We start from the raw sequence: 15,549 nt of genomic DNA, 5'->3' as shown, positions 1-15,549 counted from the left end.
ATGCAAATACCTCGTCTGTTTTTCCCTCAAGACGATAAATCGTAATTAAATCTTCTGGAGAAGAGATGTATTTGACACATTCATTCATGAGTAATGAAACAAAGTACGGCTCTCAACAGCCGCTAATTTTAGTAGTAGAGGATCATGATGACAGTCTATTGCTGATTAGTTATGCGCTGGAGTCGCTAGGCTGTAGATTTATTTGTCAAGCAGACAGTACGACGACGGTGCTAGTGGCTAAGGAATATCACCCGGATTTAATTATGTTGGATATTTTGTTGCCAAGTCTCAACGGAATTGAGGTGGTGCGACGTTTGAAGCAGGAAGCGCTAACTGCTGATATCCCGGTGTTAGCTGTGACAGCTTTAGCGAGTAGGGAAGATCGAGAACGCATTATCAAAGCGGGTTTTAATGATTATATTAGCAAACCCTATATGATTGAGGATCTGGAAGATGTAATTCGTCGGTTACTGAGCAGTAAACTCAAGCCTCGCTCTGTTTTTGAGATGTGTCAAGAATAAGTTAATTGTGTAGTTTTCTGCATCTGGCTATCTTTATTCCCAACTAAGCTTGTTTTGGTAATCTGACTGTAAACACGCTACCTCGACCGACTTCTGATTTGAGTTCAATTTTACCGTTGTGAGCTTCGACAATCCGGTGGGATAGGTGCAGTCCTAAGCCGCTACCGGAACGCTTGTTTTTTCCTTGACGGAATCGCTCGAAGATAGTTGCTTGGTCTTCAGGAGCAATACCATATCCTGTGTCTTCGACTTCAATAATTACCCAATCTGGGCCTGAAGGATTGGCTGATTGTTCACGAATGCGAATTTCTATACCGCCTGTATCTGTAAATTTGATGGCGTTACCGAGTAAATTGCTGATAACTCGGCGAAATTCTAGGGGATCGCCCATAACGACGCCGGCTGTTTCACCGAGTTCGTCTAATTGGTGAGTGTCTAATTTAACACTGAGGTGTTTTTCACTAGCTAGGGGAGATAACTCGCTGACCACCTCTTGGGCGATTTCTTTGAGGTTACTACTTTCCCAGTTGAGGGTTTTTTTACCCGCCTCGAAGCGAGATACTTCTAGGAGGGTGTTGACCATCTGTGTCAAATTTTGGTTACTGCGAATCATGACGCTGATAGCTTGTTTCATTTCTGGGGAAATTTTGCAGAAGGTTTCTTCGAGAAACAAAGTCAGCATTCTATCGGCTGCGACTAGGGGGGTTCGCAAATCGTGAGTGAGGCGCGATACAAAGTCTTCGCGCTGGCGAGCCATTTTTTGTTGTTCATCGAGACTGTGTTTGAGGCGGAGGAGCGATCGCACTCTGGCGGTTAATTCATCGGTATCAAATGGTTTGCGGATGAAGTCGTCAGCTTCTGCATCTAAACCTTCGACTACGCTTGATTCATGGAAAGCGGTGATTAATAAAATAGGAATATAGCTTTTAATTTCCGGATTATTACGTATACGGCGTGTGACTTCATATCCATCCATACCGGGCATCATCACGTCTAGCAGTATGAGGTCAGGTGGGGCTTGAGCAACGTACTCTAAAGCTGCTATGCCATTTTCCACTAAATCAACTTGATATCCCTCACTCTCTAGAATTGTTTGTACCAAAATAAGATTGTCTTTAGTGTCATCGACAGCGAGAATACGATCAATTTTGGAACTTTCTACAACAGACATGATTTATCAACTTTTTGGAGGTGAATTTTATGGTTTGAAATGGGGAGATCCCATTGATGCTTTACTGAATTGATTGTAGGGGTGATGAGGGTTCTGTGTTGAACATTGAATTTCATCGCTACCCAAGTATAAAGCTGGATTGTTACCTGTTGTGGTGGCTGATGTTACTTGGCGTGGCAATTCAATTCTAAACATAGAACCGACCTCCAATTGACTTTCTAGAATTATTTTGCCACCCATCATGCGTACTAAGGAATCAATAATTGCTAAACCAAGTCCTGTACCCGGATATTTGCGGGTGATACTTTGATCGACTTGTCGGAAAGCTTCAAAAATATGTTGAAAATCTTGGGGAGCGATACCAATACCTGTATCTCGAACGGCGATTGCTATCCGATTACCAGGAATTTCATTGACCTCTACCCAAACTTCACCAGCTTCTGTAAATTTATTGGCGTTGGACAGGAGATTAACTAAAATTTGTCGCACACGTACTGAATCATTAAATATTACCGGATTGGCTAAATCTACCTGTACTATTAAAGATAATTTTTTGTTTTCAAATAAAGGACGCATTTCGGCGACAGTACTATTAATTATTTTTGGTAATTCAAATAATTCTGGTTTTAACTCTAACCGTCCTGCTTCTAATTTAGAAAAATCGAGAACTTCATTTAACAACATCAGCAAGTGCTTTCCGTTATTAAATATCCGTTCAACCATATCTGTTTGCTGATGGGTAAGTTGACCGAATTTAGGACGTAACAAAATTTGTGAAAAACCAATAATCGCATTCATCGGCGTCCTTAACTCGTGGGACATTGTGCCTAAGAATTGCGATTTTAATCTTGATGCTTCTAATAGCTTTAAATTTTGTAGTTGAATTTGCTGTCTTTGTTTTTCTAATTCTTGGTTTTTGCGAATTAGTAATTCATGATTTTCTCTAATTTGCTGGTTGGCTATGGCTATTTGCATTTCTGCACGATGTACTCTTACCGCATTTCGTAAAATTCGTGCCAATGTTTCTGAAGATATTCTTGATTTAGTAAGATAATCTGTAGCCCCAGCTTTCATTAATTCTACAGCGATTTGTTCATCTCCTTGACCTGTGAGGACTACTAAAGGAACTTTGATTTCTGCAACTTGTATTTGATTAATCAGAGACAAACCATCCTGGTCTGGTAAGCGATAGTCGAGGAAAACGCAATCATATTCATGATTTGTGAGAGCAAAAATAGCACTCTGGCCGTCTTTTGCTTCTGACAATTCCATTTTGATACTCGCCTTAGTTAAGGCGCGACGGACTGTCATGCGATCGACTTCATCGTCGTCTACAACCAAAATTTTCAGCGTCTCTTCCATCGGCTTTTATCTTCGCTGTCAAATACAGGTTGATGTGTAACATTGAAGGTTGGTAGCGAATAACTAGGGGTTAATTCAAGGTTTGAGAATTTGGCTTTAGTGATTGCTTTATGAGAGTGATAATACAAGATTAGGGTAGTTCACACAATACCCAGTATCTATTGAGTGCTGCCATCATTTCCACAAAACTAGCGAAGGTGACAGGTTTGAGTATATAACCAGCGACGTTTAAGTTATAGGCTTCTACTCGGTCTTGATCTTGGTTGGAAGTCGTCATCACCACCACTGGTGTAGTTCGCAATTGGGAGTCTGAACGAATTTCTTGCAGAAATTCAATTCCACCCATTTTCGGCATGTTTAAATCTAGTAAAATTAGACGACGTTCGGGAGGAAATAAAGGCGGTTGATTATCCTCGCCACGAAGCATTGTTAAAGCTTCTACCCCGTTGTTGGCTACATAAATTGGATTGGTAATGTTAACTTTTTTGAATGCCCGTTTGACATTCATAATATCAACTTCGTCGTCCTCCACTAATAGTATGTTAATCACTTTTTGCGCCATTCCCCTATAGGTAATCTGGTACTAAACACTTTAGCGGTGAAAATTTTAGGACTAAAGTCCTGACTACAAAACAACTGACCCCTTAGCGTTAAAAACATCAACCGCTAATCTGTTTTAGCTTCAATTTGCTAGATTGACTAGGGTAAAAAAATCAAGGCGGTGGTTAAAGGCTAATGGCTCATTTTTGATGATTCCATGCCTTTAGTTATGATTAACATTTGCGAAAATGACACCTGATGCTGGATGATCTGCCAAAGCAGAGAGTTTTAATCTACAGTAAAATAAAATACTTACCGCCTGTAAATCAATTGTAAATCAGCAGATAAGCCGCCGTCCTCAGCCATTGGTGAGAGTTGCTCATAAACATTTTGTACCGTAAGCTTGAGCAAATTTACTCATTTTGATGCTTAGTCCAGGTAAAACGAAAAGTGCTGCCTTTACCTAAGCTGGATGTTAAAGTGATATTTCCTCCTTCTGTTTCAACTATTTTTTTGACGATCGCCAGACCAATCCCAGTGTTCTCTTTATGATCGCGGGATTCTAGGGTCTGAAAGATTACAAAGATTTTATCTTGGTATTCAGGGGAAATACCGGGGCCGTTGTCAGCCACGGCGAATTCGTACCATCTCCCCTGGTCTTTGACGGAAATTTGCACATGGCCATCAACTCGTGGGTTGTGTTTGATGGCGTTGCTAATTAAGTTGGCGAATATTTGTTGTAATAGTAAATGTTTGGTTCTGAAAATCGGCATTTCGGAAGCGACATCAATGATAAATGTTGGTGGTGGTTCTAAGGAGTCGATCACTTCCTGTAGTAAAGTCTCCACATCCACCACAGATTGCTCGGCGTGGGTGCGCCCAATGCGGGAATATTCAAGTAAGCCGTTAATTAATGCTTCCATGCGTTGGACTCGTCCCCGCAGTAAACGCATCTGGTGTTGATTTTCAGCGGGGAGTTGGTCGCCGAGGTCTTCTTCTAACCATTCTGAAAGATTTGCGATCGCTCGTAAAGGTGCTTTCAAATCGTGGGAAGCCACGTAAGCAAATTGGTCTAATTCTTGATTACGTTTTTGTAAGATTGTGGTGGTTTGCGCTAAAATATTGTTGACTCGTGTTAATTCTTCGGCTCGTTGCTGGAGAGTTAATTCTGCAAGTTTGCGATCGCTGATATCTTCAATGACAGCAATAAAGTATTTTGGTTGATGGCGAATAGTGTTGCTGATGGCTGTCTCACCATTTTCCCGCACCAGTGATACCGTCAAGTTAATCCAGCAAGGTAAATTATCTTTGCAGATGTAGCGTTTTTCCATGGAATAGGTTTCGATTTCACCCGCCAAAAGCTGACGCATATAATTGAGATCGGTTTGTAGATCGTCAGGATAGGTAATTTCCTGGAAGGTAAGATGTAATAATTCTTGTCTGGTGTAACCGACAATTTCACATAGTTTCTGATTGACTCGCAACCAGCGACCATCAATTCCCACATGGGCGATACCCACTGCAGCTTGCTCAAAGGTAGCCCGGAATCTTTCTTCGCTTTCTTGGGAAGCTTGCTCTGCTTGCTTGCGTTCGGTGATTTCCATGACCGTACCGATGTAGCCGATCGCTTGATCATTGACATCAGTTTCCACCACAGCACTGGAATACACCCAAGATATTTTACCACTGGGGTGAAGAAAACGCAGTTCTCCAGTGAATGGTAGTTTGTCTGCGAGGATGCGTTCTACTTCTAAATCTAGCTGTTCTAGGTCTTCGGGGTGAACCGCTTGGCGCCAACCTTGATTAAGGGCGTCAACAGCGGTGAGTCCAGTAATTTGAGTCCAACGGTCGTTGACATAAAGACAATTTCCTGCTGTGTCTGTGCGAAAAATGCCCACAGGGGACATTTTCGTGAGGGTGGCGTAATGATGTTCACTAGCTTTGAGAGCTTGTTGTGCGTATTTTTGCTGAGTTATATCCTCTAATAGCACTCCTACACAGCAGTGCGGTAAGGGGAAGACTTTGAGGCTGAAACAGCTACAAGGATTATGGCGATCGCTATAGTAAATTTCTTGAGTCTGTTCTGGCGAATCGCCTAAGGCTACTTGTGCGTATAGTTGCAAGTTAGCTGATTGTATCAGTTCGCTAGGATAGCAGTCTGTAACGTATTTGCCCAAATAACTTGAAGAAGATACCCCCGTTAAGCTACTAGCTACCGCGTTCGTACTCACCAACCGCAATGAATAAATGTTATCTGGATCTTCTAAATGCCAAACATTTAAACCCACTGGTAAACTATCAACCAAATCAGCATATAAATTGCTCAGATTTTTTACTGACTGTAAAGGAGATAAGGAAGATGTTGTGGGGGAAGAAATGGCGTTAGTTAATATCTGACTTTGCAAAATTAATAACGTAATTTGTTCAGATTGATTTTTGAGGGGACGAATCTCAAGATTGACGGTCACACTATCATGGTTAGCATCTAAAATATTTATGGGAAATAGCACCGATTTTCCCGTTGCTGCTTGAGCGATCGCACTTCTTAATTTAGTTTGATTTTCTGGTGAATTTCTCCACCAATTAGCTTCCCAACAAGGACGATTAATAACTTTCTCTCTTGTTAATCCACCGAAATCTAACGCCGCTTGATTGATTTCTATCAGCAATCCATCAAGCTGTAACACCCCCATGAATTCAAATGCTTGTTTTGAGGTGTTACATGCTATTTTATTTGCTGCAGTTGGCGCTAGTTTGTCCATGACTTTGAGATGGTTTTTAATTTGGAAACGCAAAGGTGCGCGGAGGTACGCGGAGGTCTTTTGGGGACGATTGGCTAGGTGTCAAAATAACTGGCTGCATCTTAATGGGGAATTGGTATCAGGCGTAAGTTAGAGTTCGTCTCAATATTTCATTTTTTTGGTTAAGATATCTATATACCTACAGCTAGATATTTTTAGCCGTCTAGCCTAGAAAAAAGCCGTTTTACTATCTCTATTGGTGGATGCAAGATTTACATAATATCCTCTATCTTGAGGGTTGGGAAAAGCAGTAGAGCGGTTATGGAAGGTCATAGTTTGAAAGATGCAATCGGAAGTAGAGCGAGTGTAGCTATGAGTGAAATCAGTATTATTTTAATTGAAGATCATGACCTTACCCGGATGGGACTCAGGGCTGCACTACAGTCGCACGGCGGATTAAAGGTGGTTGGTGAAGCAGCTAACGCAACTCAGGGGATGAAACTACTGGAAACAGCTAAACCAGATGTTGCTGTTGTCGATATCGGCTTACCCGATATGGATGGAATTGAACTGACACGCAAATTTAAGCGCCACCAAGCAGAAAGTGGGCAGTTAGGAACTAAGATTTTAATTTTGACGATGGATCATACTGAGGATGCGGTATTAGCGGCTTTTGCTGCTGGCGCTGACTCTTATTATATGAAAGAGACGAGTATTAATAAATTAACAGAAGCGATCCAAGCAACTTATACAGGTAACTCTTGGATTGACCCGGCGATCGCTAATGTGGTATTACGTAAGATGCGACAAGGTTTTCCCGGCGAAACCCAATCAAGTGATAAGCCGAAAACTGTCAAAATTGAAGCCTTGGCGTCTGAATATGAACAAGTTTTAGAAACCTATCCCTTGACTCAACGGGAATTAGAAATTTTAGAATTGATTGTCGCTGGCTGTAGCAACGGTCAAATTGCTGAGAAACTCTACATCACGGTGGGTACAGTGAAAACCCACGTCCGCAACATCTTGAACAAGCTCTGCGCTGATGACCGCACCCAAGCTGCTGTTCGCGCTCTCCGCTCTGGATTAGTTGGTTAAAGCATGAATGTAGAGACTTGGCAATACAACTTCTCTACAAGCTTTTTTGATCACGTGTGATATTTTCATCCTAACTGTTCTCGTAAACAATCTGCAATCCGTTTCGCAGCGCCCGGTTTACCCAGGCGTTGCAAACCATTGTCAGCAATTAGTTGGAGTGTGTCAGGATTGCGGAAGAGAGACTGGATTACCTTAGCGACCTTTGGTGGTTGGTCTACCAAAATCAGAGAGGGGCCGAGGAGACGGCTTTGGGCTTCTGCAAAAGCGGGGGTGTATTGCGGCCCTAAACCGGGGATAGCGATCGCCGGTTTCCCCAAACCGACAAATTGTTCTGTTGCGGTTCCAGCCATGGCGATCGCTAAATCTGCTAAATGCAGACAATCGTTATAGGCATTTTGGGTTAAAATCAGATAGGCATTTTTTTGCTTAAATATCAAAGCTTGAGGATCACGGAAGGGAATCGGCGTTTCTGGGTGGGGTCGCCAGCCTTGGAGATTGAGGGTTTGACAGAGTATATTCTGATCTAAATTCGCAGCGATCGCTCCTAGAAATACTAACATCCCCGAAGTGAGAAAAACCGAATCCCGCTCCCGAAAACTAGCCATTAACGCAGACATCGCCACCATGATCATTTCCCAGTTTGTATAAGCTTCCGGTGGGCGCGAACCAGGAAGCAAGGTGACAATTAAAGGGCGAATCATCTCACTTTCAGAGAAATCTGCGGTGTATAATCTGGAAGTAGGAAAGCTTGGCTCTAAACCATCCATCATCGGATTACCCAAATCAAAAACCGGAATTTTCCACTGGCTTAAGATTTTTGCTGTCAGCGCATCTCTAGGAAATACCGCTCGACAACGACGACGACTCATCAACCACCTTTCCCAAGGATGGTAAATTGAACCAGAAAAGTTTTCCCAATACGCGCCTTTAGTTTGGCGCGGTAACAACCCAACTTCATCGCGCACATGATACTCAGATTTAGCCGTACCCACAAAAGCATAGTTAGCACCGCTGAAAGTTGCAAACAACAGTGGTAAAATGTCTCCGACAGCTAAAATAGCACTGCGATTACCTAATTTTTTTTGAGATTTTACCCAACGACGCATCGCTTGGATTTGGCTTACCGTAAGTTGCAATAACCCTCCCCGGACATCGTTTGCTAATTGGCGTCCATCCATATAAACAAAACCACCAGAAGGCATTGCACGTGTCGTTCCAATGAAAGGAATTTGCAACTGCTGATAAGCGTGTCCTTCACCTACCAAAGGTAAAGCAAAGATATCTGGTGGGTTTGCTTGTTGCAGCAGTTCCTGTAAAATGCGGACAGCGATGATATCCTCTCCATGACCGTTGCTCAAAACCAGTAACTGCAAACGAGAAGAGGCTGTGGCTGACTGGGGTACATTACTCATATTAATTCGTAATTCGTCATTCGTAATTCGTAATTAATACCAAATTGGGATTTGCAAAGAAACAAAAAATCACGATTAAATGTCTGTTTGGTTAAAGAAGGCTGAATAGGGGAACGAATCGGTAAAGCAGCTAAAAGTTATACCAATTCACAAAAAAATGTGACAAAAATTGCTATTAAAATTATCCCCCAATTACCTCCCTATAACTAACTTCCAGTTAATCAGGCATATAGGCAAAATATTATGCGAGTTTCTTCTGCGGCAATCTTTACTTTAGCGACTTTAGCAGTCAGCGATGTGACTGGACAAGCCATAGCCGCACCTGCCAAGAATACCACTCCGGTTGCCAAAGCCGGAAATTTGATAGTACCAGTAATTGAGGACTCACCTGTAATTTTAAAATCAGTTGCGGTACCAGAGACGATAGTTGCACAACAATTTTCTCAAAATTCGGGAACTGTGCAAAGGGGAGTGAACAAAAATTCCCCAGTCGTTCTTCCTTCTGCGTCCGATTTAGTTGTCACCACTACAGATGTGCAAATAGTAGGGGCTAATCAGGAATTACAGCAGATTATTCGCCAAGTAATAAAAACCCAAACTGGGGGAGAAACTAGTCAAAAGCAACTGCAAACAGATGTGACAGCAATTTTAGATACAGGTTTGTTTGTGACAGCTAATGTTAATAGCCGCAGCACTACCAAAGGCTTGAGTGTCACTTATCAAGTACAGCCGATAATAGTGCGATCGCTGCAGCTTTCTGGTGCTCGAGCACTAAGCAATCAAATCGTCCAAAAACAGTTCCAAACGCAAATTGGCACCGCTATCAGCCCCGCCGCACTCAAACAAGCAGTAGCACAACTCAATAAATGGTACACTGATAACGGTTATAATTTGGCAAGAGTCTTGTCGATTAAACCCAACCGAGACGGCATCCTCACCTTAAATGTCGCTGAAGGCTTGGTGGGTGATATCAAATTTCGCTTCGTCAACGATGAAGGTCAAACTGTTGATAGCAAAGGTAATCCAGTTACAGGACGCACCAAACCAGATTTTCTCAAACAGCAACTGCGACTCAAACCCGGTCAACTTTTTCAAGAAAACGTTGTTAGACAAGATGTACAGCAATTATATAAACTCGGTTTATTTGCAACGGTGAATGTAGCTCTCGAAGGAGACGCCACCAAAGTTGACCTGGTTTATGAACTCAAGGAAATCGGCGCTCGTGCAGTGAATGTGGGCGGGAGTTACAGCACTGACCAAGGATTAATTGGCACACTCAACTATCAAGACCAGAATATCGGTGGTGTGAACGATAAATTGGGAGTGAACGTCGGGGTGGGGCTGCGCGACTTGCAGTTTGATACCAAATTTACTAGTCCTTATCGAGAAACCAATCCAGATCGTCTAGGTTACACCATCAACGCCTTTCGCCGCCGAGAACTCTCACAAATCTTTGATGATAAAATTGAACTCGCTAACGGTGATAGGGCGCGGGAAGGTAGAATTGGCGCTGGCGTTAGCTTTCAACGACCGATTGACGACTGGAACACATCTTTGGGATTTAACTATAGCCGCACCAGTATCCGCGATCGCCAAGGTAATATTACCCCAACAGATGTCAAAGGCAATACCTTAACTGCAAGCGGTACAGGTGTCGATGATTTGACTACAGTCTCTTTCACCGCCTCCAAAGATCGCCGAGATAACGTTATCAACCCCACCAAAGGCTCTATCCTCACCCTCAGTACAGAACAATCTGTACCCCTGGGTCAAGGTAATATTTCCATGAATCGCCTCAAAGCCAACTACAGCCAGTATGTCCCCGTGCAATTATTTAACAGCAAACAACCACAAGTGTTTGCATTGAATGTCCAAGCTGGTACTGTTCTCGGTAATTTACCACCTTATGAAGCCTTTAATTTGGGTGGAACCAACTCAGTCCGGGGCTACGACTCTGGAAATGTCGGCACTGGTCGCAGTTATGTCCTCGCTTCCGCAGAATACCGCTTCCCCATTCTACCCGTAGTTGGGGGTGTCCTCTTCGCCGATTACGCCTCAGACCTCGGATCTGGCGACACCGTTTTAGGCAATCCCGCCGGGGTACGCGGTAAACCCGGTAACGGCTTCGGCTACGGCGCCGGTATCCGTCTGGATTCACCCCTCGGCTTAATCCGCGCTGATTACGGCATTAACGACCAAGGAGAGAGCCGGGTACATTTGGGGATTGGTCAGAGGTTTTAGGGAGATGGGGAGGTGGGGTGGTGGGGAGGTGGGGTGGTGGGGAGGTGGGGTGATGGGGAGGTGGGGTGATGGGGAGGTGGGGTGATGGGGAGGTGGGGTGATGGGGAGGTGGGGTGATGGGGAGTGTTGAGGTTCAGAGGCTGACGCTTAAGGCTCAAAGGCTGACGCTTGAGGCTCAAAGGCTCGCGCTTGAGGCTCAAAGGCTCGCGCTTGAGGCTTAAAGGCTGACGCTTGAGGTTCAGAGGCTGACGCTTGAGGTTCAGAGGCTGACGCTTGAGGCTCAAAGGCTCGCGCTTGAGGCTCAAAGGCTCGCGCTTGAGGCTTAAAGGCTCACACTTGAGGTTTAGAGGCTGACGCTTGAGGTTCAAAGGCTGACGCTTCGGGTTCAAAGGCTGACGCTTCGGGTTCAAAGGCTGACGCTTCAGGTTCAAAGGCTCACGCTTTAATCACCCCACCTCCCCATCTCCCCATCACCCCATCACCCCACCTCCCCACCTCCCACACCCCCCCCATCCCCCATCCCCCATTCCCTTACCCATATCTTCAAGTTACTCAGGGGGATGGCAATGTATCATGAAAAAGACGAAACTGTGGCGATGATGGGGAAGTTTTCCTAAGCTTAGGGAAGCTAATTTCTTTGGAAATCCCTTAAGACTCAGGACGCAGTGCTGATCTGCTCACTTAGGACTAAGGACTCTGAACTATTTATGTTAGCAGGTACAACTTTACAGGCTGGTAAGTATACCCTAAATCAGGAAATAGGGCGCGGTGGCTTTGGCATTACGTTCAAGGCTACTCATCACTACTTGGGTCAAGAGGTGGTGATGAAAACCATCAACGAACGGCTGCGACAACATCCTGAGTTTGCTAAGTTCGAGCGTCAATTCCAAGATGAAGCCAGAAGATTAGCTACTTGCGTTCACCCGAATATTGTGCGGGTTAGCGACTTTTTTATAGAGGCTGGGTTGCCTTACATGGTGATGGAATACATCCCTGGGGAAACTTTGGGGAATGCATTTATATTACCAGGAATACCGATGCCAGAAGCAACAGCGATCCATTACATTCGGCAAATCGCGGCGGCGTTACAGGTGGTACATAACAATGGTTTGCTACATCGAGATATTAAGCCAGATAACATTATCCTCCGGGCAGGAACTCAAGAGGTAGTGTTAATTGATTTCGGTATTGCCAGGGAGTTTAATAGTGGTGTGCGACAGACCCACACGGGGATGGTGTCGGAGGGATATTCTCCGATTGAACAATACCTGACACAAGCCCCACGCACGCCGGCTACTGATGTATATGGTTTGGCGGCGACGTTATACGCGCTGTTGACGGCGCAAGTTCCCTTACCTGCGTTGTTACGCGATCGCGAAAAAATGCCTTCTCCCCGCGAATTACAACCACATTTAAGCGCGGCTGTCAACCAAGCAGTGATGCGGGGAATGGCGGTGGAATCTCGCTTTCGTCCCCCGACAGTGGCGGAGTGGTTGAAGTTGCTACCGGGGATGGGGATGAATGCAGCGCCACAAGTTGTCCCGACGCACACAGTCGCCACTGTGAATTTATCGCTGCAAGAACAAGAAAATTTGCTGAAGAGGACTACTCAGCGCCGTATGCCGATAACGTCAGCGATCGCTAATGTCAAATCATTAGCTCCAAAATTGGCATCATCAAAAGTATTTCTCGGCTTAAGTGTAGCATCCGTGGCGGCGATCGCCGGATTTGGCATCACCAGTATGCTCCCCAAATCGCCAACCCAGTCGCCGCCACCAGCACCACTGTTCACCAATCCCACCCAAGAGCAAATTCCCACCGTCAGCAGCACACCGTCAGCATCCAGCCCAGAGACAACTATTTCCCCGTCTAGCTCTACCCCTGCGACTACCTCCACCACACGGCGCAGGCGCAATCGTCGTCCATTAGTACAAACTGAGTATTCTCGCAACCGTAACAGTAGTGAAGAATCACCACAAAAGGATACTAAAGAATCCTTACCTACCAACAGCGAGCCACCCAAAGTCTCGCCCAGCACGTCCCCAGCCACAAATTCCCTAGTGGAAAAGCTCAGAGCAGTGCGCTCGTCGCGGAATGCATCACCTTCACCATCTGTTAACCAAGATTCGGCTTCACCCCCAGCACAAAAACAACTAAATCCCGCCGTGATTCCCGCAGCACCAGCGCCAGCAGAAAATAAGCCAGAGCCTCCAGCTGTAGTTGTACCAACTTCTAGCGACAATCAGCCACCAAAGGAAAATTAGCAGCCGACAAAATTGAATTAAAAATAGAAGTTAGGGGCTAGAGCGTGTTTTCACACCACAGTTTTAGCCCCTGAACTTTATTTACATCGACCTACTTAATTTAGAGGCGACGGGGTGGTATCATGTCGGCTTGAATACTTATAGCAGGGAACTCTTAACGAGGAACAGGGAATAGGGGATAGGGTTAAAAGTCGTTTGGTGTGTGGGTTTGATATTCAGTTTATGTCCTAAATTATTTGGCGATCGCTATAAATTCTCTCTAAATAGCGATAGCCATAGTTATGAGTTATGAGATTGCAAAACCTATGATCAAAAATATTCGCCGTTTTTCTAAAGCTGTCACTAAATCCTTAATTAAAGAATATTATCATCAACCAGGAACTGTACCAGGGACTATTTTTATTGATGAAAATGCCGAATCTCCGATTATTTTTTTGATTGATTACAACCAGGAAAATTATATTCGCAAACAAATAGAAACTCCAGAGGAATGTATTGCTTATCTGGATACGGAATCAGTTTCTTGGGTGGATGTACAAGGTTTAGGAAATCAAGACATATTGCAGAGATTAGGTAATGTTTTTGAATTACATCCTCTAGTGCTAGAAGATGTGGTGAATATGACAGAACGTCCCAAAATGGAGGATTATGAAGACCAATTATTAATAATTGCTCGGATGGTAGTACCAAAAGAAAACATCTGTGGTTTTTATAGTGAGCAAGTAAGTTTAGTTTTAGGAAAAAATTATCTACTCACAGTCCAGGAAGAAGCAGAACACGATTGCTTGGAAGGAGTGAGAATGCGAATTGAAAGATGTAAAGGTATTATTCGTAGACAAGGAGCAGATTATTTAGCTTATGCTTTATTAGATTCAATTATTGATGGTTTTTTTCCCGTGTTGGAGCGTTACGGTGAACAAATCGAAGATTTAGAAGAAGAGGTGATAGTCGAACCTACACAAAGAACATTACAGAAAATCTATAAACTGCGGCGAGAATTATTACAACTGCGTCGCGCTATCTGGCCGCAACGAGACGTAATTAATAACTTGGTTAGAGATGGTAGCGGATTGATTAGTGAAGAAGTGCAAATTTATTTGCGAGACTGTTATGACCATACTGTCCAAGTTATGGATATGGTAGAAACTTACCGAGAGCTAGCCTCTGGATTAATGGATGTTTACTTGTCAGCAGTCAGCAACAAAATGAATGAAATCATGAAGGTACTCACCATAGTTTCTGCAATTTTTATTCCCCTAACTTTTGTTGCGGGGATCTATGGCATGAATTTCAATACGGAAAAATCGCCATATAATATGCCAGAACTAAATTGGTATTGGGGATACCCGATATGCTTGGCAGTTATGGCAGCGATCGCTATAGTACTGCTAATCTTGTTTTGGCGTAAAGGATGGTTAGAAAATTCGATAAAAGTTAAGTAAAAGTGAACAAGGAAGGCGATGAGTCAAATATATAAAATTAGCATAGGAGATAGGTATTCTGAGTTATGACCCAGAATAGTGACCAGAATTTAGTTGTATTGACACTCTATATCATCGGTGTCGCTTACGCTTTTAATCGGATGGTTGAATCCATAGATGATAAAATTAAATATGAGTTGCAAAAGGGAGTTATTGATGAGCAACTCAAACAACAAAATCTCCAAGACCAAATTGGAATTTCTTTTAAATTGAGTGGCTCAAATTCCTATGATGATGTCAAAGATTTATCACTGAGTATTGAGAATAAATCAGAAAATATTGCCGTATATGTTGACTGGGATAACTGTTCTTTAGTCATCGAACATACCAAGCAATCGCTGCGAGTAATTCGCAAATCACCAGATTTAACCCGTGACTTAGCCGTACCCCAAAGCCCTAGCTTAGTTGCTCCCAAGAAAACACTTTCAGAAACAGTGTCAGCAGAAAATGTTTTCGAGCGCGATCAAGCAACTGGTACTTATTCAGCAAAAAAACCGCTGATTGATTTCGGTGCTCTCCAAAAAAATAAAAAGCTATACAACGACTTCGACAACGGCAGAACCGAGTTAAAATTTTCCCTGCAACTAGTGCTGCGGATATCCGAAGTGCGTGTAGGTATAGCTCCTGGTCTGAATATACCCCCTATGTGCATTCTCAATTGTCCATTCGTTGTCAGGAAACTACCTTGGACATATGCTCTCCCCTGGAATAGATAATTCCT

The 15,549-nt window shown here is 43.7% G+C and carries 12 protein-coding genes; 6 read left to right on the top strand and 6 right to left on the bottom strand.

Annotated features, from left to right (window positions below; genetic code table 11):
- Positions 1-65: 65 nt before the first annotated feature.
- Positions 66-521 (top strand): response regulator, encoded by a 456-nt coding sequence (locus tag MIC7126_RS0114030; protein ID WP_026100255.1) that lies wholly within the window; start codon positions 66-68, stop codon positions 519-521.
- Positions 522-564: 43 nt separating this feature from the next.
- Here the strand turns inward: MIC7126_RS0114030 and MIC7126_RS0114025 are convergent, their stop codons facing one another.
- The 4 genes from MIC7126_RS0114025 to MIC7126_RS29415 form a co-directional block, all read right to left on the bottom strand.
- On the bottom strand, positions 565-1,692 hold the full coding sequence (locus MIC7126_RS0114025; RefSeq protein ID WP_017653790.1) for a sensor histidine kinase: 1,128 nt from the start codon (positions 1,690-1,692) through the stop codon (positions 565-567).
- A gap of 27 nt (positions 1,693-1,719) precedes the next feature.
- Positions 1,720-3,054, bottom strand: a complete 1,335-nt coding sequence (locus MIC7126_RS0114020) for an ATP-binding response regulator (RefSeq protein WP_017653789.1) — start codon at positions 3,052-3,054, stop codon at positions 1,720-1,722.
- 130 nt (positions 3,055-3,184) lie between these two features.
- Positions 3,185-3,616, bottom strand: a complete 432-nt coding sequence (locus tag MIC7126_RS0114015; RefSeq protein WP_017653788.1) for a response regulator — start codon at positions 3,614-3,616, stop codon at positions 3,185-3,187.
- A 391-nt stretch (positions 3,617-4,007) separates the two neighbouring features.
- On the bottom strand, positions 4,008-6,356 hold the full coding sequence (locus tag MIC7126_RS29415; RefSeq protein ID WP_017653787.1) for a PAS domain S-box protein: 2,349 nt from the start codon (positions 6,354-6,356) through the stop codon (positions 4,008-4,010).
- A 351-nt stretch (positions 6,357-6,707) separates the two neighbouring features.
- Between MIC7126_RS29415 and MIC7126_RS0114005 the strand changes: the two genes are divergently transcribed.
- A complete protein-coding gene (locus tag MIC7126_RS0114005; protein ID WP_026100254.1) occupies positions 6,708-7,430 on the top strand; it encodes a response regulator transcription factor in 723 nt (240 codons plus the stop codon).
- A 65-nt stretch (positions 7,431-7,495) separates the two neighbouring features.
- Here MIC7126_RS0114005 and MIC7126_RS0114000 read toward each other — a convergent pair whose 3' ends face one another.
- Positions 7,496-8,842 carry a lipid-A-disaccharide synthase-related protein gene (locus tag MIC7126_RS0114000; protein WP_017653785.1) on the bottom strand — a complete coding sequence of 449 codons (1,347 nt, stop codon included), beginning with the start codon at positions 8,840-8,842 and terminating at the stop codon, positions 7,496-7,498.
- A 243-nt stretch (positions 8,843-9,085) separates the two neighbouring features.
- Between MIC7126_RS0114000 and MIC7126_RS0113995 the strand changes: the two genes are divergently transcribed.
- Positions 9,086-11,083: a BamA/OMP85 family outer membrane protein gene (locus MIC7126_RS0113995; protein WP_017653784.1), complete on the top strand. Its 1,998-nt coding sequence runs from the start codon at positions 9,086-9,088 to the stop codon at positions 11,081-11,083.
- Here MIC7126_RS0113995 and MIC7126_RS30460 read toward each other — a convergent pair.
- Positions 11,080-11,514 (bottom strand): hypothetical protein, encoded by a 435-nt coding sequence (locus MIC7126_RS30460; RefSeq protein WP_154655895.1) that lies wholly within the window; start codon positions 11,512-11,514, stop codon positions 11,080-11,082. The two genes, MIC7126_RS0113995 and MIC7126_RS30460, sit on opposite strands and share 4 nt — an antisense overlap.
- Before the next feature lie 276 nt (positions 11,515-11,790).
- Here MIC7126_RS30460 and MIC7126_RS0113980 point away from each other — a divergent pair, with 276 nt between their 5' ends.
- The 3 genes from MIC7126_RS0113980 to MIC7126_RS0113970 all read left to right on the top strand — a co-directional run bounded on the left by MIC7126_RS0113980 (position 11,791) and on the right by MIC7126_RS0113970 (position 15,544).
- Positions 11,791-13,347, top strand: a complete 1,557-nt coding sequence (locus MIC7126_RS0113980) for a serine/threonine protein kinase (RefSeq protein ID WP_017653782.1) — start codon at positions 11,791-11,793, stop codon at positions 13,345-13,347.
- 305 nt (positions 13,348-13,652) lie between these two features.
- Complete coding sequence (corA, locus tag MIC7126_RS0113975; protein ID WP_017653781.1) at positions 13,653-14,789, top strand: magnesium/cobalt transporter CorA; 1,137 nt, start codon at positions 13,653-13,655, stop codon at positions 14,787-14,789.
- Positions 14,790-14,854: 65 nt separating this feature from the next.
- On the top strand, positions 14,855-15,544 hold the full coding sequence (locus tag MIC7126_RS0113970; RefSeq protein WP_017653780.1) for a hypothetical protein: 690 nt from the start codon (positions 14,855-14,857) through the stop codon (positions 15,542-15,544).
- Positions 15,545-15,549: the final 5 nt, after the last annotated feature.

The sequence above is a fragment of the Fortiea contorta PCC 7126 genome (genome assembly GCF_000332295.1).
GTDB lineage: Bacteria > Cyanobacteriota > Cyanobacteriia > Cyanobacteriales > Nostocaceae > Fortiea > Fortiea contorta.
Note: the sequence above shows the minus strand (reverse complement) of the source record. Positions and strands in the feature narration are given on the sequence as shown.

Bases quoted from the DNA above. Each gene is read 5' to 3' on its own strand.
- MIC7126_RS0114030 (WP_026100255.1), top strand. From the start codon at position 66: ATGTATTTGACACATTCATTCATGAGTAATGAAACAAAGTACGGCTCT.
- MIC7126_RS0114025 (WP_017653790.1), bottom strand. From the start codon at position 1,692: ATGTCTGTTGTAGAAAGTTCCAAAATTGATCGTATTCTCGCTGTCGAT.
- MIC7126_RS0114020 (WP_017653789.1), bottom strand. From the start codon at position 3,054: ATGGAAGAGACGCTGAAAATTTTGGTTGTAGACGACGATGAAGTCGAT.
- MIC7126_RS0114015 (WP_017653788.1), bottom strand. From the start codon at position 3,616: ATGGCGCAAAAAGTGATTAACATACTATTAGTGGAGGACGACGAAGTT.
- MIC7126_RS29415 (WP_017653787.1), bottom strand. From the start codon at position 6,356: ATGGACAAACTAGCGCCAACTGCAGCAAATAAAATAGCATGTAACACC.
- MIC7126_RS0114005 (WP_026100254.1), top strand. From the start codon at position 6,708: ATGAGTGAAATCAGTATTATTTTAATTGAAGATCATGACCTTACCCGG.
- MIC7126_RS0114000 (WP_017653785.1), bottom strand. From the start codon at position 8,842: ATGAGTAATGTACCCCAGTCAGCCACAGCCTCTTCTCGTTTGCAGTTA.
- MIC7126_RS0113995 (WP_017653784.1), top strand. From the start codon at position 9,086: ATGCGAGTTTCTTCTGCGGCAATCTTTACTTTAGCGACTTTAGCAGTC.
- MIC7126_RS0113980 (WP_017653782.1), top strand. From the start codon at position 11,791: ATGTTAGCAGGTACAACTTTACAGGCTGGTAAGTATACCCTAAATCAG.
- corA (WP_017653781.1), top strand. From the start codon at position 13,653: ATGATCAAAAATATTCGCCGTTTTTCTAAAGCTGTCACTAAATCCTTA.
- MIC7126_RS0113970 (WP_017653780.1), top strand. From the start codon at position 14,855: ATGACCCAGAATAGTGACCAGAATTTAGTTGTATTGACACTCTATATC.